14 protein-coding genes and 1 tRNA gene are annotated in these 17,227 nt (G+C 33.5%); 7 read left to right on the top strand and 8 right to left on the bottom strand.

Annotated elements, in window-relative coordinates:
• Nucleotide 1 precedes the first annotated feature (1 nt).
• The 7 genes from ACIQZ1_RS02335 to ACIQZ1_RS02305 all read left to right on the top strand — a co-directional run bounded on the left by ACIQZ1_RS02335 (nucleotide 2) and on the right by ACIQZ1_RS02305 (nucleotide 8,404).
• Nucleotides 2-1,012 (top strand): arabinogalactan endo-beta-1,4-galactanase, encoded by a 1,011-nt coding sequence (locus ACIQZ1_RS02335; protein ID WP_396158672.1) that lies wholly within the window; start codon nucleotides 2-4, stop codon nucleotides 1,010-1,012.
• A 4-nt stretch (nucleotides 1,013-1,016) separates the two neighbouring features.
• Nucleotides 1,017-3,452: a beta-galactosidase GalA gene (gene galA, locus ACIQZ1_RS02330; protein WP_396158670.1), complete on the top strand. Its 2,436-nt coding sequence runs from the start codon at nucleotides 1,017-1,019 to the stop codon at nucleotides 3,450-3,452.
• Nucleotides 3,453-3,467: 15 nt separating this feature from the next.
• A complete protein-coding gene (gene galK / locus ACIQZ1_RS02325; RefSeq protein WP_396158668.1) occupies nucleotides 3,468-4,637 on the top strand; it encodes a galactokinase in 1,170 nt (389 codons plus the stop codon).
• Entirely contained in the window at nucleotides 4,627-5,679 is a 1,053-nt protein-coding gene (locus ACIQZ1_RS02320; RefSeq protein ID WP_396158698.1) for a UDP-glucose--hexose-1-phosphate uridylyltransferase, read from the top strand. Before galK ends, ACIQZ1_RS02320 begins: the two co-directional genes overlap by 11 nt.
• A gap of 4 nt (nucleotides 5,680-5,683) precedes the next feature.
• Entirely contained in the window at nucleotides 5,684-7,354 is a 1,671-nt protein-coding gene (locus ACIQZ1_RS02315) for a sodium/sugar symporter (RefSeq protein WP_396158666.1), read from the top strand.
• A 222-nt stretch (nucleotides 7,355-7,576) separates the two neighbouring features.
• Nucleotides 7,577-7,960, top strand: coding sequence for a hypothetical protein (locus ACIQZ1_RS02310; protein WP_396158664.1), 384 nt, complete (start codon nucleotides 7,577-7,579; stop codon nucleotides 7,958-7,960).
• Between the two features lie 27 nt (nucleotides 7,961-7,987).
• Nucleotides 7,988-8,404 (top strand): hypothetical protein, encoded by a 417-nt coding sequence (locus tag ACIQZ1_RS02305; RefSeq protein ID WP_396158662.1) that lies wholly within the window; start codon nucleotides 7,988-7,990, stop codon nucleotides 8,402-8,404.
• Nucleotides 8,405-8,477: 73 nt separating this feature from the next.
• Here ACIQZ1_RS02305 and ACIQZ1_RS02300 read toward each other — a convergent pair.
• From ACIQZ1_RS02300 to ACIQZ1_RS02265, 8 genes are all read right to left on the bottom strand, one after another.
• Nucleotides 8,478-8,551 (bottom strand) — tRNA-Arg (locus ACIQZ1_RS02300).
• Between the two features lie 80 nt (nucleotides 8,552-8,631).
• Nucleotides 8,632-9,081, bottom strand: a complete 450-nt coding sequence (locus ACIQZ1_RS02295; protein WP_396158660.1) for a GatB/YqeY domain-containing protein — start codon at nucleotides 9,079-9,081, stop codon at nucleotides 8,632-8,634.
• A 109-nt stretch (nucleotides 9,082-9,190) separates the two neighbouring features.
• Nucleotides 9,191-11,233, bottom strand: a complete 2,043-nt coding sequence (gene ftsZ / locus ACIQZ1_RS02290; protein WP_396158658.1) for a cell division protein FtsZ — start codon at nucleotides 11,231-11,233, stop codon at nucleotides 9,191-9,193.
• 43 nt (nucleotides 11,234-11,276) lie between these two features.
• Complete coding sequence (gene ftsA / locus ACIQZ1_RS02285) at nucleotides 11,277-12,653, bottom strand: cell division protein FtsA (RefSeq protein WP_396158696.1); 1,377 nt, start codon at nucleotides 12,651-12,653, stop codon at nucleotides 11,277-11,279.
• A gap of 10 nt (nucleotides 12,654-12,663) precedes the next feature.
• On the bottom strand, nucleotides 12,664-13,386 hold the full coding sequence (locus ACIQZ1_RS02280) for a cell division protein FtsQ/DivIB (protein ID WP_396158656.1): 723 nt from the start codon (nucleotides 13,384-13,386) through the stop codon (nucleotides 12,664-12,666).
• Nucleotides 13,373-14,722, bottom strand: coding sequence for a UDP-N-acetylmuramate--L-alanine ligase (gene murC / locus ACIQZ1_RS02275; RefSeq protein ID WP_396158654.1), 1,350 nt, complete (start codon nucleotides 14,720-14,722; stop codon nucleotides 13,373-13,375). The genes ACIQZ1_RS02280 and murC overlap by 14 nt, the downstream gene beginning before the upstream one ends.
• Before the next feature lie 21 nt (nucleotides 14,723-14,743).
• A complete protein-coding gene (murG, locus tag ACIQZ1_RS02270; protein ID WP_396158652.1) occupies nucleotides 14,744-15,835 on the bottom strand; it encodes an undecaprenyldiphospho-muramoylpentapeptide beta-N-acetylglucosaminyltransferase in 1,092 nt (363 codons plus the stop codon).
• The gene (locus ACIQZ1_RS02265; protein ID WP_396158650.1) at nucleotides 15,835-17,220 is read right to left on the bottom strand and encodes an FtsW/RodA/SpoVE family cell cycle protein; all 1,386 of its coding nucleotides are present in this window, start codon (nucleotides 17,218-17,220) and stop codon (nucleotides 15,835-15,837) included. The genes murG and ACIQZ1_RS02265 overlap by 1 nt, the downstream gene beginning before the upstream one ends.
• Nucleotides 17,221-17,227: the final 7 nt, after the last annotated feature.

Here is a 17,227-nt window from a genome sequence, read left to right as displayed (position 1 = left end):
GATGAAAAATTCACTTGTATTATTTCTGGTTTCGCTTGTTTTTACTTCGTGTACAAGTACCAAAACCGCATTTGTAAAAGGAGCCGATATTGGCTGGTTACCTCAAATGGAAGCCACAGGTTATACCTTTTATGACCAAGACGGAACAAAAAAAGAATGTTTACAATTACTGAAAGACCGAGGTATGAACTCAGTACGATTACGCGTTTGGGTAAACCCAAATACCGATAAAGCTAGCGGACATTGTAGCAAAGAAGAAACTGTTGCAATGGCAATTCGAGCTCAGAAAATGGGAATGCGTGTAATGATAAACTTCCATTATTCAGATTCTTGGGCAGATCCTGCCAAACAATTTAAACCAAAAGCTTGGGAAAATCATTCGTTTCCAGAATTATTAAATGATGTTTACAAGCATACATATGAGGTTGTTTCAGCTTTAAAAGCCGCCGGCGTAACTCCAGAATGGGTACAAATAGGAAATGAAATTCCTGGTGGGATGCTGTGGCCAGAAGGCAGCACAGATAATTGGAATCAATTAGGTCAATTACTAAACAAAGGGTATGAAGCTACAAAAGCTGTAGATAAAAATATAAAAGTAATTGTTCACGTAGATGAAGGCAATAACAACGCTAAATTCAGAACTTTTTTTGATAATGCTACCGCACAAAACGTAAAATATGATATTATTGGTTTGTCCTATTATCCTTATTGGATAAAAAAAGATTATTCTGAAACCATTGCCGACTTAGAATTCAACCTATACGACATGGTAAAACGCTATAATAAAGACGTAATGATAGTTGAAGTTGGCGGCGAAGATGATAAAGTTCAAAATACCTACGAATTATTAAAAGCAACAATAGAAGCCGTAAAAAAAGTACCCAATAACAGAGGCTTAGGTGTTATGTATTGGGAACCACAAGGTGCTAAATCATGGAGTGGTTATAGCTTAAGCGCTTGGCAAAACGATGGAAAACCATCACCCGCTTTAGATGCTTTTAAAGAAAATTAATTTTATGAAAAAAATTACATTATTACAATTAAGGAACAAATTGGTGCTAATTATTTTCTTTCTTTTTGCGATTACAAACGTAATGGCGCAAGAAAAAATAAGTTTAGATGAAGATTGGAAATTTCATTTTGGACATGCCGCAAATGTTGAAAAAGATTTCGATTATAGTAAAACCGCTTTACTTCACAAATCCAATGTTTATGCTACTACAATTGTACATCCGAAATTTATTGACAGCACTTGGCAAAAAATCAATGTCCCGCACGATTGGGCAGTAGAACTTCCATTTGTAAAATCAGAACAGGTTGAAATGGATAGCCACGGTTACAAACCGGTTGGCGGTGCCTATCCCGAAACAAGTATCGGCTGGTATCGCAAACATTTTTCGGTAGACAAATCAAAAAGCAATAAGCGTTTCGAACTTCAGTTTGATGGCATATACAGAAATGCTGAAATTTGGTTAAATGGATTTTATGTAGGAACCAATTTTAGTGGGTACGTAGGCAACTCCTACGACGTGTCAGATTACATGAACTTTGACAACGAAAATGTATTGGTTATTCGAGTAGATGCTACACAATATGAAGGCTGGTTTTATGAAGGCGCTGGGATTTATAGACATGTGTGGTTAAATTGTACCGATAAAACTTTCATTCCTGAAGACGGCGTTTTTGTACATTCAAATGTGAAAGGAAACAACGCAGAGGTTACCATTGAAACTACGGTTCAAAATAATGATTTAAAAAATTCCAATAGTATTGTTTACTCCTATATTACAGATAGAAACGGAAAAATTTTAGTCAGAACCAAGAAACAAAAAGTAAATTTAGGAATCCTTAAGAATCAAACCATAAAACAACATTTACAACTAAAAAACCCAGAACTTTGGTCGCTAGAAAATCCTTATTTATACCGAGTTGTTTCCGTTTTAAAATCAGAAAATCAAATCATTCATCAAACCAAAACCCGTTTCGGAATTAAATCCGTACAATTTGATGCCAAAGAAGGATTTTTCTTAAACGGAAAACACATTAAAATTCAAGGTACTAACAATCATCAAGACCATGCTGGTATTGGAAGTGCCCTACCTGATTACATGCAGTATTACCGCATCAAACTATTAAAAGAAATGGGTTCGAATGCATACAGATCAAGTCATCATGCACCTACTCCAGAACTTTTAGAAGCTTGTGATAGCTTAGGCATGTTAGTTATTGATGAACAACGTTTATTAAATAGTAGTCCAGAATATATTGACCAATTTAAACGATTACTAAAAAGAGATAGAAATCATCCATCCGTATTTTTATGGTCTATTGGGAATGAAGAACAAAACATTCAAGGGAATGAATATGGTAAGAAAATTTCACAAACCCTTTTGGCCATTCAAAAAGATATCGACCCATCACGCACCAGCACCTATGCTGCCGATATGGGAAATGATTTTAAAGGTGTTAACGAAGTAATTCCAATTCGAGGATTCAATTACAGGGAATATGCAGTAGCCGATTATCATAAAGATCATCCAAACCAACCGCTTTTAGGTACAGAAATGGGAAGCACTGTAACCACAAGAGGTATTTATGAAAAAGATGAAATTAGAGCCTATGTTCCAGACCAAGATATTACTCATCCTTGGTGGGCAAGTAAAGCCGAAACCTGGTGGAAATTAGCTGCAGAAAACAAGTATTGGTTAGGTGGGTTTGTCTGGACTGGATTTGATTATAGAGGTGAACCAACACCCTATAAATGGCCAAATATAAGTTCGCATTTCGGAATTTTAGATGTTTGTGGTTTCCCAAAAAACATTTATTACTACTATAAAAGTTGGTGGACGAATGAAGACATCCTCCATATTTCTCCACATTGGAATTGGCCTGATAAAGTTGGGAAACCAATTGATGTTTGGGTAAATTCAAATGCAGATGAAGTAGAACTTTTTTTAAATGAAAAAAGTTTAGGTAAAAAAACAATGGAAAGAAACAGTCATTTACAATGGAATGTATTGTACGAACCTGGAACTTTAGAAGCTATTGCTTATAAAAAAGGTAAAAAAAATATTGCAAAAATTGAAACAACAGGACAAGCGACAAATGTGGTACTAACTCCAGATAAAACTATTTTAATGGCTGATGGAAAAGATGCGACTGTTGTAAATATTTCAATTACTGATGAAAAAGGCAGAGAAGTGCCAACTGCTAACAACATGATTTCATTTACCATTACTGAAAACGCAAAAATTATTGGTGTCGGAAATGGCGATCCAAGTTCACACGAACCAGACAAATGCGCAACACATTCTTGGCAAAGAAGTGCTTTTAACGGAAAATGTCAAGTAATTATTCAAGCTGGAAAAAATACGGGTGAAGTAACATTTGAAGCTAAATCTATCGGATTAAAATCAACAACCAAAATTTTAAAACTTGTAAATTCTAACTAATTTACAACCACAAAAATGAAGAAAAAACTCATTCAATATACCACAAAAAATTTTGAAAAATTATTTCAAAAAAAACCCGAATATATTTTTCTTTCACCTGGAAGAATAAATATTATTGGCGAACACGTAGACTATAACGATGGTTTTGTACTTCCGGCTGCCATTAACAAATACATTTGTTTTGCCATTTCTGAAAATGAAAATTCAGAATGCGTACTTGTTGCTAAAGATTTAAATGAAGCATATTCATTCAATATAAAAGACCAGTTACAACCCGTTGAAAAAATGTGGGTAAACTATATTATAGGTGTACTGCATCAATTAAAAGAAAAAGGGTTGCCCGAAAAAGGATTTACTATTGTTTTCAGTAGTACTATTCCAATGGGAGCAGGACTTTCTTCTTCAGCAGCCTTAGAATGTGGTATGGCTTACGCAATGAATAAAATGTTTCATTTAAAATTATCTAAAGAAGAAATTGCACGAATCGGACAAAAAGCTGAACATACATTTGCCGGTGTAAATTGTGGAATTATGGATCAATTTGCATCTGTATTTGGTAAAAAAAATAAGGTAATAAAATTAGATTGCACCACGTTAGCGTACGAATATCATAAAGCAGATTTCAAAGAATATCAATTGGTTTTATTTGATAGTTGTGTCAAACATACGCATCTAACTTCGGGGTATAACGACCGAAGAAATGAAGTAGAACAAGGATTAGCCATCATAAAAGCAAATTACCCTGAAGTAACTTCGTTTAGAAATTGTACTGAAAAGATGGTGCTTTCATTAAAAAATACGTTAAGCGAAATCATTTTCAACAGGTGCTTATTTGTAGTTCAAGAAATAGAACGCGTACCCTTAGCTATCAAAGCGTTATCAAATGGAAACATAAATCAATTGGGAGAATTAATGACAAAAACCCATTATGGCTTATCGGAGTTGTACGAAGTAAGTTGCCCCGAAATGGACTTTTTAGTTACCGAAGCACTTGGTGAAGCTGAGGTGGTTGGCGCACGAATGATGGGTGGTGGTTTTGGAGGTTGTACCATAAACGTAGTAAAAAAAGAAACGACTGACAACGTAATTCAAAAGCTTACTAAAGCATATAAAATAAAATACAACATCGATTTAAAAGCATATAAAATAAAAATTGCCAAAGGCACCAGTACGTATGGAATTTAACATTAACGAACATCCGCACAGAAGATTCAATCCGCTACTAAACGAATGGATTTTGGTATCGCCACATCGAGCAAAACGACCTTGGCAAGGGCAAAACGAAACACCATCTTTGGAAAACAGTGTAGCGCACGACGAAAATTGTTATTTGTGTGCTGGAAATACTCGATCTAATGGCGAACAAAATCCGCAATATGACGCGTGTTATGTTTTTGACAATGATTTTCCTGCCCTATTGCAAGATGACATTTCTTTTGAATCGAAATTGAATCCCTTATTTCAAATAAAACCAGAAAAAGGAATCAATAGAGTCATTTGTTTTTCACCCAAACACAACATTACGTTAGCCGAAATGGACGTGAAAGAAATTGAAAACGTAATACACACCTGGAAAGAAGAATATGCTACTTTGGGCAGCAAAGACTTTATTAATTACGTGCAAATTTTTGAAAACAAAGGCAGTGTAATGGGCTGTAGCAATCCCCATCCGCACGGACAAATTTGGGCACAATCGTCGTTACCTACTCAAGTAGAAAAAACACAAAAAAGCTTGCAAGCCTATTTTGAAAAAAACAATACCAGTTTGCTGGAAGATTATTTAAAACAAGAATTAGTAGCTCAAGAACGCATTGTCATTGAAAACGAACATTTTGTAGTTTTGGTCCCGTTTTGGGCAACTTGGCCTTTTGAAACCATGATTATCAGTAAAAGACATTTTGGAAGTTTGTTAGGATTAACTACTAAAGAATCTGAAGCATTAGCCGAGGCTATAAAAAGCATTACAGTAAAATACGACAATTTATTTGAAACGTCTTTTCCATATTCTGCAGGAATACATCAAGCACCAACGGACAGAATTTCGCATCCCGAATGGCATTTACATATGCATTTTTATCCACCGTTATTACGCAGCGCGTCAGTAAAAAAGTTTATGGTAGGCTACGAAATGTTAGGCGAAGCACAACGCGATATTTCTCCTGAAAAAAGCGCCGAAATGTTACGTAATTTACCAAATACACATTATAAATTAACTCACAAAAATTAAAACTATGCAAACATTAGCCAACTTAGATTACTTAGTTTTCTTTATTTATTTTATCATTATTGTAGGTTATGGACTTTGGGTATATCGCAAAAAAAAGAAAGCCGAAGCGAGTAGTAACGATTACTTTTTAGCCGAAGGTTCGTTAACGTGGTGGGCTATTGGTGCCTCATTAATTGCCAGTAACATTAGTGCCGAACAATTTATTGGTATGAGCGGAAGCGGCTTTAAAATGGGATTGGCCATTGCTACCTACGAATGGATGGCAGCGGCAACCTTAATTATCGTAGCGGTATTTTTTATGCCGGTGTATCTAAAAAATAAAATATTTACTATGCCGCAATATCTCGAAAAAAGATACAATAGCAATGTAGCTATGATTATGGCGGTGTTTTGGTTGTTATTATACGTGTTAGTCAATTTGACATCGATATTGTATTTAGGAGCTTTAGCCATTAGCAGTATTTCTGGATTAAACCTTACATTTTGTATGGTTGCATTGGCGTTTTTTGCCTTAATGATTACACTTGGCGGTATGAAAGTAATTGGTTATACCGATGTAATTCAGGTGTTCTTTTTAATTTTAGGTGGCTTGGTTACAACTTATTTGGCTTTAAACTTGGTTGCAGAATCTTTTGGAACTACAGGTGTACTAAATGGTTTTAACGTGATGACCGAAAAAGCAAATGATCATTTTCATATGATATTTGAAAAGTCGAATCCCAATTATATGGATTTACCTGGGCTTTCCGTATTAATTGGTGGGATGTTAATTATCAATTTAAATTATTGGGGTTGCAACCAATACATTACGCAACGTGCTTTAGGTGCCGATTTACAAACGGCGCGTTCTGGAATTTTATTTGCTGCCTTTTTAAAAATATTAATGCCTATTATTGTGGTTTTACCTGGAATTGCCGCGTATGTGTTATACCAAAATGGCGGATTTCAAACAGAAATGCTACAAGACGGAAGTGTCAACCCAGACCGAGCTTATCCTGTGTTATTAAATTTATTACCAGTGGGTTTAAAAGGATTATCGTTTGCGGCATTAACGGCGGCAATTGTAGCTTCCTTGGCAGGAAAAGCAAATAGTATTGCCACTATTTTCACTTTAGATGTGTATAAAAACAAAATAAATACAGAAGCTACCGACCAAAAACTGATTTCCATTGGTAAAATAACTATTGCTATTGCATTACTTGTAGCGGTTATAGTTGCACCCTTTTTAGGAATTGATAAAAAAGGAGGATTTCAGTACATTCAAGAATATACCGGTTTTGTGAGTCCTGGTGTGTTTGCGATGTTTATATTGGGTTTCTTTTGGAAAAAAACAACTTCTAACGCTGCCTTATTTGCTATTATTGGTGGATTTATACTTTCTATCTTGTTTAAATTTATGCCTGGTGTTGTAGACCTTTCTTTCTTAAACGGAGTAGGATTTTCAGTACCGAATGCAGAAGGCATTTACGAAATACCATTTGTAGACCGTATGGGCTTTGTGTTTATAATTTGCCTTATTGTAATGTATTTTATAAGTAGGTACGAAACTAAAAACGGCGTAGTAACCAACGGATTAGAAATAGAAAAATCGATGTTTAAGATGTCGCCTGGTTTTACTGTTGGCGCACTAATTATTACAGGAATTTTAGTAGCGTTATACACGGTTTTCTGGTAACAGCTACTTCTTATACAAACAAAAACCTTTGCTGATAATTGGCAAAGGTTTTTTTATGTTTAAAAGCCACGCGAAAGGATTCGCGCGGGTGCGGGGAAAAGTTTAGGTTACTAAAAAATTGAGTGTTTTTTAAATACCACGTTAAAATAAATTATATGGGCTATACTTGGGCTAATATATAAAAATATTAAGCGTCTATTTGTGAAACTAATATTATAAACGATGAAAAAAATATTTTTAATTACTTTAATTGGAATAAGTGTATTTTCCTATGGACAAAAAACATTTAAACTTTGTACTATTGAAGAAAGAAAACTTGATACTATTGCTAATTTTTTTAATGTTTCTAAAGAAGAGCGTGCAATTAGTGGCAAATTAGTTATTGGACCAACTAATTTTACCTTATACGTGGGTAAAAAAATTGTATTCAACCAAAAATTAATTAATTTTAATAAAACTCTTGACAACGCACCATTTTTTCAATTTACGCATAAGAATAATGAAAAAATATATATAATGATTATGGAAAAGACGCCTTTTAGTCCAGCATCTATAATAACTTGTTTAGACGGAATAACAAGATATTCATATAAAGAATGTAAATAAATTTTAAATTAAAAAATATAATAAATTATGAAAAAAATAGTATTGGGATTATTATTATTTGTTTGTTTTTATACAAATGCACAAACATCTATACCTTCAGGCAAAGCACAATTAGTTGAGTTTACAAATACAACAGCAAAATTTATTGTACCTGCTGGTAAGACATGGTATGTAAATCAAGTTCTTTCATATTATAAACTAAAAAATACTGATGGAGTACGTGTTTACATAAAAAGTATAAATGGAGTAGAATTAACTAATTTAGCACTTGAAAAATATGGAACAAAAGTGTATGATGCTGTAAATACTTATGTGATTCAATTTCCATTAATTTTTCCTGAAAACACCACTTTTGAATTAATAATTTTAGAAAAAAAAGAAACTGGTCCGCCTTATCTTTCAGATAACAATGCATTCATAAATTATGTAGAAACAAACAATTAATTAAAGAAGTGTAACAAAACAATAAGTATAATAAAAAACGCAACTACATAATAAAAGTAGTTGCGTTTTTTTGTGACCTCGGCAGGGTTCGAACCTGCAACCAACGGAGCCGAAATCCGTCATTCTATCCAGTTGAACTACGAAGCCGTTTTTTTTGTGATTAGTAAATAGTGAATAGTAATTAGCTCATATGATCGACTATTCACTATTTACTAATTACTTTTAAATTAAACCAATAATTTCTTAACAATCGTAGAAATGGTTTTTCCTTCTGCTTGTCCGCCAATTTGTGTTGCGGCTAAGCCCATTACTTTTCCCATTGCTGCAATACCTGATGCCCCGGTTTCTGCAATTATTTTAGCTACGATAGCTTCTACTTCTGCTTCTGATAATTGTGCAGGTAAGAATTTTTCGATAACTGTAATTTGCGCCAATTCTGGTTCGGCTAAATCGGCACGGTTTTGTTCTGTAAAAATAGACGCACTGTCTTTACGCATTTTTACTAATTTTTGTAAAATTTTTATTTCGTCTGCTTCTGAAATTTCTTCTTTAGAACCTGAAGCCGTTTGCGCTAATAATATTTCTGATTTAATAGCACGTAACGCTTCAAGAGCCACTGTATCTTTGGCTCTCATAGCTTCTTTCATACTATCCATAATTTGTGTAGCTAAGCTCATATATTTTATTTTTAAGTAGTAAATTATTTATTATGCGAAAGTAATAAAAAAATCCCGACTCGTTTATTACTTGTCGGGATTTAATAGTATTTGGTTAGTTTATTTTTAATTAATCTACATTATCGTGTAAAAACGAATTGTTTGATCGCAATTGCACGTCGTCGTTACTATCCATGCCTAATGACATACGCGAAGGCGGGTTTTGGTTTGGCATACTTGTAACGTCTAATCCTAAACGACGAAAAGCAGGTTCTTTTTCTAAATCGTCAATACGATTTGGATTGTTGAACTTGTGATTGAAGTTTTTCAATTTGCTTTTACGTTCTTCTGCTCTTGATTTTAAAATTTCTTCAATTGACATTTCTACCGGAGAAACACCATCAAAGTTGAAATTAGGATCAAAACTAATCGGTTCTGCAACTGGCTCTTTTTGCTTGATGGTGAAATTTATTTCTTCATCAATTGGTTCTGCTGCTACTTGAATACTTGCAGCTGGCTCAATTGCTTCTTCTAACTCTTCTTCTAATGTATATTTGATTATTCCTTCTTCACCAAGTTCGGTAACTGGGAAAAACTGAACAGCCTCATTAACTTTGATATCTTTAGTTTCTTCGCTTAATTCAAAAACAACTGTATTTGGTGTGTTTTCTACTTTTGAATCGAACAAATCTAAAGAAAAGTTGAAATCATCCATACCCACAACAAATTCTGGATCTATCACTTCAATTTCTCTTACTGAGTTTGAAATGATTTCAAATTCTTGTACCGGTTGAACTGTTTCTACAACAGGTTGTGCTACTGGAGCTGCTGTATTGTATACAGGCGCCGACGCAACTGGTGCTTGAAATTCTGCAGATACATTTTCAAAAAATACATCTAAATTTTTAATATAGTCTGTTGTTGGAATTAAATCTGAAACCGGAGCTTGTACAATTTGTGGTTGCTCTACTTCAAAATCATTTAAGTCAAAAACAATTTTTGTTACTGGTTCAGCTGGCGTTTCGATAGGCGCCACAGCTTCAACAGTTTCAACTTTAGCGATAGGCTCTTCAAAAGAAATAGTTGGAGTTACCACCGCATTTGGTGTTAAATTATGTTCTACTTTTTGCTCCCCATCTAAAGAATGAATAATCTTTTTTGGCTCTGCATTTACGATTTCTATTTGTTGTTCGATATTAAATCCTGTAGCAATAACGGTTACTGAAATAGAATCGCCTAACTTTTCATCTTCACCAATTCCCATGATGATGTTTGCGTTATGGCCAGCTTCGGATTGAATGTATTCGTTAATTTCACTAATTTCATCGATAGTAATTTCATCAGAACCAAATGTGATAAGCAACAACACATTTTTAGCACCTGTAATTTTATTATCGTTTAATAATGGAGAATCTAATGCAGATTGAATAGCAATTCTTGCTCTATCCGCACCTGAAGCAACATAAGATCCCATTATGGCTGTTCCGCTATCACTTAAAACTGTTTTAGCATCTTTTAAATCAATATTCATGGTTAAGTGATTGGTAATCACTTCTGCAATACCTTTTGAAGCTGTAGCTAACACTTCATCGGCTTTAGAGAAACCTGCTTTAAAACCAAGATTTCCGTATACTTCTCTTAATTTGTTATTATTAATAACAATTAATGAATCTACTTGTTTTCTTAATCTTTCCACACCTTCCATAGCTTGGTCGTAGCGATTTTTACCTTCAAACTGAAAAGGAATAGTAATAATTCCTACGGTTAAAATCCCTCTTTCTTTTGCTAATTGAGCAATTACTGGCGCAGCACCTGTACCGGTACCACCACCCATACCAGCTGTAATAAATACCATTTTAGTATTTACATCAAGCATTTTCTCAATTTCTTCAATGCTTTCTAATGCGGCTTGTTGTCCGATTTCTGGCTTTGCTCCTGCCCCTAAACCTTCTGTTAGGTTTACACCTAATTGAATTTTGTTAGGCACTGGGCTTGTTTGAAGGGCTTGTGAGTCGGTATTACACACCACGAAATCAACCCCAATGATTCCTTGTTTGAACATGTGGTTAATGGCATTACTACCACCGCCACCTACTCCAATTACTTTAATTACGTTTGATTGATTTTTTGGTAAATCAAAAGTAAAGTTTCCAAATTCGTTGTTGCTTTCCATATATTTGGCTTTGTTTTTTTTGTGTTATTTGCTACTAATAACCTTATTCTACATTATCTAAAAACTCTTTAATTTTCCCTAAAAGGTTATTAAAGTCGTATTTCTTTTTTCTTTCTGTTGGTTCGTTTTCAACCGGTGTTGACGTAGTTTCTTCCGCTACTACTTCATTTGCTAAACTTTCCTCAACCACTGGTGCTTGTGGAGTTGCTACAACTGGTTCAGGGATTTTCATCTCTACAAACGGAGTTGCGCTATTGGTTTGGTTACGTAAACTTTCCATAACTAAACCTACAGATGTAGCATATAATGGGCTCGATAATTCTTCGCTTGAATTTCCTGCCAAATGCTCGTTTGGATATCCTATTCTGGTATCCATTCCTGTAATGTATTCTACTAATTGTTTGATGTGTTGTAGTTGCGAACCACCTCCTGTTAACACAATCCCTGCAATTAATTTTTTCTTCGGCTCGTCGTGTCCGTATAATTTTATTTCAGCGTATACTTGTTCAATAATTTCCACTACTCTGGCGTGAATAATTTTTGACAAGTTTTTTAATGAAATTTCCTTTGGTTCACGTCCTCTTAATCCAGGAATAGAAACAATTTCGTTGTCTTTATTTTCTCCTGGCCAAGCCGATCCGAAACGTGTTTTTAATAATTCGGCTTGTTTTTCAATAATAGAACAGCCTTCTTTGATATCTTCTGTAATTACATTTCCACCGAAAGGAATTACAGCTGTATGACGAATTACTCCGTTTTTAAATACGGCCAAATCTGTTGTACCACCACCTATATCGATAAGTGCTACACCGGCTTCTTTTTCTTCTTCACTTAAAACAGCATCAGCAGAAGCTAACGGTTCTAAAGTTAATCCTGTTAATTCTAAACCTGCATTTTTAACACAACGTCCTAAATTTCTGATAGAAGCCGCTTGTCCTACTACAATATGAAAGCTTGATTCTACTCGAGCACCATACATTCCAATTGGCTCTAAAATTTCAGATTGTCCGTCAATTTTAAATTCTTGTGGTAAAGCATGAATAATTTCTTCACCTGGAAGCATTGATAAATTTTGAACTTGACATGTTAATTGTTCAATATCATATTCGCCAATTACTTCTTCAGGGTTTTTTCTACTGATATAATCTGTATGTTGTATACTACGTATATGTTGTCCTGCAATTCCAACCACTACATCATTAATTCGATAACCTGAATTATTTTCTGCTTCTGAAATAGCTGCTTGAATAGATTGAATGGTTTGCGTAATATTATTGACTACACCTCTGTGCACCCCTAAACTTTTAGATTTCCCTACCCCAAGGATTTCCAGCTTACCGTACTCATTTTTCTTGCCGATCATTGCTACAATCTTTGTTGTACCAATGTCTAAACCTACTGCAATACTTTCTTTGTTCATCATCTATTCATTATTTTGAACACACTACCTGTTGTGTGAAAATTAAATTTATTGATTTGTACTTTTCAATTATTGAATCTTTCGAAGCATATTGATAAAACGCTTTATAATTTTTAAACTTTTTATCAATTAAAATTGGCTTTCCAAAATTAATATCGTAATCATGTTCTCTTGTTAGCATGTTCATGCTTCCGTTTTTTTGAATCGTGATTGCTATGATATGTTTTTTTAAAAAATCATCTTTTTCAATGGTCTTAAAAGTTTCTATAAACCCTTTTTTAAATTCGCCCTCAATATTTCCTTGAACAATAGGAACTCTTGATGAAAAATTATTTGACAATTGAAAAATACTACCATTTTTATCTACATATAAAACACGATTATTATTAACAACTCTTGCGACTGGGGACTTCTGCAAAACTTTAGTTATTAACATACCATCTTCTGAAATAAACACTTCAGCATTCTCGATAAATGATTGCTTTTTTAGGGCACTTTCCAAATCTTTCAAATCTACTTTAACTTTTTGAATTGAGGAAGTGCCTCCCAAATTTTGTATTAACAAGTTATTAACCATTTCATTTGTTAAAAACATTTTGTTATTACCCTGAAACTCAACTTGTATCTTGCTGATTTTCTTGTTTTGACTTCTATTTTGAGTAAAAGAATACAAGAAAATTACCACAATTAACATCAAAACTAACCGAATGTTTTGCCAATTAAATTTTTTCATTTAGTACTTTTTTAATGTCCTTTACCATTTCACCAATATCTCCTGCACCAATTGTAATATATACATCTGAATCGGAATTTTTAAAGTATGTTAATAACTTTTCTTTGGTTACTAACTGTTTCTTTTTACACGTAATTTTATCTAATAACCAAGTAGCATTTACCCCTTCAATAGGCAATTCTCTGGCAGGATAAATTTCCAATAAAAGCAATTCATCAAATTGAGACAAACTTTCTGCAAAACCATCAACAAAATCTTTAGTTCTACTAAACAAATGAGGTTGAAAACAGGCGATTATTTTTTTATTTGGATATAATTCTCTTACAGCTTGATGAACTGCATTTATCTCTGTTGGATGGTGAGCGTAATCATCAATATAAACTAATTTCTCAGTTCTAATTTGAAATGAAAATCGACGTCTAACGCCCTTAAAAGTAGTTAATGCGTTACTGATTTTTTCATTTTCAACACCGTACGATTTTGCCATAGCAAAAGCCAACAAAGCATTAGTTAAATTATGATGTCCTGGCAATCCAAATTTTACATTTTCAATTAATTCTGTAGCGGTTTTTACATCAAAAACATAAAAACCATTTGCAATTCTGATATTTTGAGCAACATAATCCGCACCTACATTTACAGCAATTGTATTTCCTTCTAAAGGTAATCCTTTGACAATAAATAAATTTTCTGAAGGTACTTTATTTGCAAACTCTTTAAAAGAAGCTTCAATAGCTGCCACATCACCATAAATATCTAAATGATCGGCATCCATAGAAGTAATACAAGACAAATCTGGATGTAAATGCAAAAACGAACGATCAAATTCATCTGCTTCTACTACTGTAACTGTTTTTCCTGTACCAATTAAATTAGAATCATAACCTTCTACAATTCCACCTAAAAAAGCAGTAACATCTACACCACTTTCATACAAAATATGTCCTAAAATACTTGAGGTTGTTGTTTTTCCATGTGTTCCAGCTACCGCAAAACAAAACGTATCTTTTGTGATGATTCCTAAAACTTCAGCACGTTTTTTTACCGTAAATCCATTGTCTAAAAAGAAATTCCATTCTGAATGATTTTTCGGAACTGCTGGCGTAATAACCACTAATGTGTTTTGAGTATTTTTAAAACGTTCGTCAATTAATGCAATACTATCTTCAAAATGAATTTTAATACCATTCTCTTGTAACTCGGAAGTTAATTGGGTTTCTGTTTTATCATAACCTGCCACATTTTTTCCAAGGAATTGAAAATAGCGCGCCAAAGCACTCATTCCGATACCACCGATACCAATAAAATAGACGTTATGTATTTGGTTTAAATTCATTTTTTTATAATACAATTGTACTTAATTTTTTAGTACTCTTTTTATTTCTTCCACTATGGCTTTAGTAGCATTTGGTTTTGCCAATTTTTTAATATTTTCTGTAAGGTTTTGCAATTTCCCCTGATCCTTAACTACCGCTTCGAAAACAATTTTAAATTCGTCATCTAAATTTGATTCTTTTATTAATATTGCTGCGCCTCTTTCCACAATTGCTTTAGCATTTTTAGTTTGATGGTCTTCAGAAACATTAGGCGATGGAATAAAGATGGTTGGTTTTCCAACAATACATAACTCAGAAACTGAAGAAGCCCCAGAACGAGAAATTACCACATCAGCTGCTGCATATACCAAATCCATTCTATCAATAAATGCCGTTACTTGCACGTTTGCTGTTTCGTTATATTTTGAATATTCATTTAAATAATGCTTACCGCATTGCCAAATAATTTGAAAATCTAGACTTAATAAAAAATCCAGTTCTTTTTCAATTAGTTGATTTATTCTTCTTGCACCTAAACTTCCACCTAAAATTAAAAGTGTTTTTTTAGAAGAATCTAATTTAAAATGAGCAATTGCTTCTTCTTTTTTACTGGCTACTTCCATTAGATCCTGACGAACTGGATTTCCGGTAAAATGTAATTTATCTTTAGGAAAAAAACGTTCTAAGTTTTCGTATGCCACACAAATTGAATTAGCTTTTTTTGCTAGTAATTTATTTGTAATTCCAGGATACGAATTTTGCTCTTGAATAACAGTAGGAATACCTAATATTGAAGCAACTTTTAAAACAGCACCACTTGCAAAACCACCTGTACCTATTACCACATTAGGTTTAAACTTTCTTAAAATAAAATACGATTTTATTAAACTTGTAGCTAATTTTAATGGAAACATTGCGTTTTGTAACGTAAGTTTTCGTTGTATTCCAGCAATCCAAAGTCCTTTTATTTCATAACCTGCTTGAGGCACTTTTTGCATTTCCATTTTATCCTTTGCGCCTACAAATAAAAATTTTGCTTCTGGAAATTGTACTTTCAATTCGTTCGCAATTGCAATAGCTGGATAAATATGTCCACCTGTTCCACCGCCGCTTATGATAAATCTTTTTTCCATTATTTTTTATTTATAACCGCATTCATTGGATTTTGTCCGTTTACTAAACTGTCGCCTTGCGTATCTAATTCGTTTTCTTGTTTTAGAGATTCGCGAATAGAATACTTCATGTCATTTACTTTATGCTCGTCTTCTGAAAGGTTTTCCATAGCATTTTCGGCATTCATAACTACAACTTCTCTTTCAATTAAACGTTGTAATGCAGCCTCTTTATCTTGAAAATCTTTTAAATCTGCGGCGATTTCATCTTCTCTTTTGGTAACACTTAATATTATTCCTAACGACAAACACGTCATCCAAATTGAAGTTCCTCCACTACTAATTAAAGGCAATGGCTGACCAGTAACTGGCAATAACTCTACTGCTACACCCATATTAATTAGGGCTTGAATTATAATTGGAAAACCAAGTCCGATGATTAATAATTTTCCAAACAGATTTGTGGTTTTATTCGCTCGTATTAAGAATCTAAAAAACAATAACATGTAAAAAAACACTAATACATATCCGCCAATTAGCCCATATTCTTCAATAATAATGGCGAAAATAAAATCGGAAGACGATTGTGGTAAAAAATTTTTTTGAATACTTTTTCCAGGTCCTACTCCATTAATTTTTCCAACAGCAATAGCAATTTTAGCATTTTCAATTTGGTATTTGTCTTCATCTGGTTTATCCGAGGTAAAATTTTCAATTCTACTCACCCAAGTATTTACGCGACTAAAGGTTTTATGCTTTGGAAAGGCTTGTGCCAATAAGAAAAAAAGCGCCAATAATGCCAATCCACTAGCCAACACAATTCCTAAATATTTTAAAGGATATTGCCCAATATATAACAACATAAAAACCATCGCAAACATTAAGGCTGCTGTAGAAAAATTTGATGGCAAAATAAATATTAAAACAGCGCCAACTGGTATCCATATTTGAATCACTGAATCTTTAAACGTGTATTTGGTTTCGTTAATTTTTGTTAGTGTTCGAGCTACGTATACCATTAAGATTGTAAAGGCAAGCGTAGAGGGTTGAAACGAAAAATTAACAAAAGGAATTTCCAACCACCGACTTGCATTTGCGCCACCAATTGTTTTCCCTTGTAATAATGTAAAAAGTAACGCAGGAATAATAATCCAAATAGCAAAAATGGAATATTTTTTAAACTTTTCGAAATGTAATTTGTGTATTAAAAACACAATAACTAATCCTACAATAACATGTAAAAAATGTTTTAGCAACAATACTAATGTTGAACCTTTTCCATTACCAACTGTATATACTAAGTTTGTACTCGCACTATACACGGGTAAAAAAGATACCAAAGCCAATAATACAATTACAGCCCAAATGGTTTTATCTCCTCTAAGTTGGTTTATGATTTTGTTCATTATAATT

It is taken from the genome of Flavobacterium sp. (assembly GCF_044341185.1).
In the GTDB taxonomy this organism is placed as follows: domain Bacteria; phylum Bacteroidota; class Bacteroidia; order Flavobacteriales; family Flavobacteriaceae; genus Flavobacterium.
Note: the sequence above shows the minus strand (reverse complement) of the source record. Positions and strands in the feature narration are given on the sequence as shown.

Excerpts from the sequence above, each read along its gene's own strand:
- ACIQZ1_RS02335 (WP_396158672.1), top strand. The coding sequence starts at position 2 with ATGAAAAATTCACTTGTATTATTTCTGGTTTCGCTTGTTTTTACTTCG.
- galA (WP_396158670.1), top strand. The coding sequence starts at position 1,017 with ATGAAAAAAATTACATTATTACAATTAAGGAACAAATTGGTGCTAATT.
- galK (WP_396158668.1), top strand. The coding sequence starts at position 3,468 with ATGAAGAAAAAACTCATTCAATATACCACAAAAAATTTTGAAAAATTA.
- ACIQZ1_RS02320 (WP_396158698.1), top strand. The coding sequence starts at position 4,627 with ATGGAATTTAACATTAACGAACATCCGCACAGAAGATTCAATCCGCTA.
- ACIQZ1_RS02315 (WP_396158666.1), top strand. The coding sequence starts at position 5,684 with ATGCAAACATTAGCCAACTTAGATTACTTAGTTTTCTTTATTTATTTT.
- ACIQZ1_RS02310 (WP_396158664.1), top strand. The coding sequence starts at position 7,577 with ATGAAAAAAATATTTTTAATTACTTTAATTGGAATAAGTGTATTTTCC.
- ACIQZ1_RS02305 (WP_396158662.1), top strand. The coding sequence starts at position 7,988 with ATGAAAAAAATAGTATTGGGATTATTATTATTTGTTTGTTTTTATACA.
- ACIQZ1_RS02295 (WP_396158660.1), bottom strand. The coding sequence starts at position 9,081 with ATGAGCTTAGCTACACAAATTATGGATAGTATGAAAGAAGCTATGAGA.
- ftsZ (WP_396158658.1), bottom strand. The coding sequence starts at position 11,233 with ATGGAAAGCAACAACGAATTTGGAAACTTTACTTTTGATTTACCAAAA.
- ftsA (WP_396158696.1), bottom strand. The coding sequence starts at position 12,653 with ATGAACAAAGAAAGTATTGCAGTAGGTTTAGACATTGGTACAACAAAG.
- ACIQZ1_RS02280 (WP_396158656.1), bottom strand. The coding sequence starts at position 13,386 with ATGAAAAAATTTAATTGGCAAAACATTCGGTTAGTTTTGATGTTAATT.
- murC (WP_396158654.1), bottom strand. The coding sequence starts at position 14,722 with ATGAATTTAAACCAAATACATAACGTCTATTTTATTGGTATCGGTGGT.
- murG (WP_396158652.1), bottom strand. The coding sequence starts at position 15,835 with ATGGAAAAAAGATTTATCATAAGCGGCGGTGGAACAGGTGGACATATT.
- ACIQZ1_RS02265 (WP_396158650.1), bottom strand. The coding sequence starts at position 17,220 with ATGAACAAAATCATAAACCAACTTAGAGGAGATAAAACCATTTGGGCT.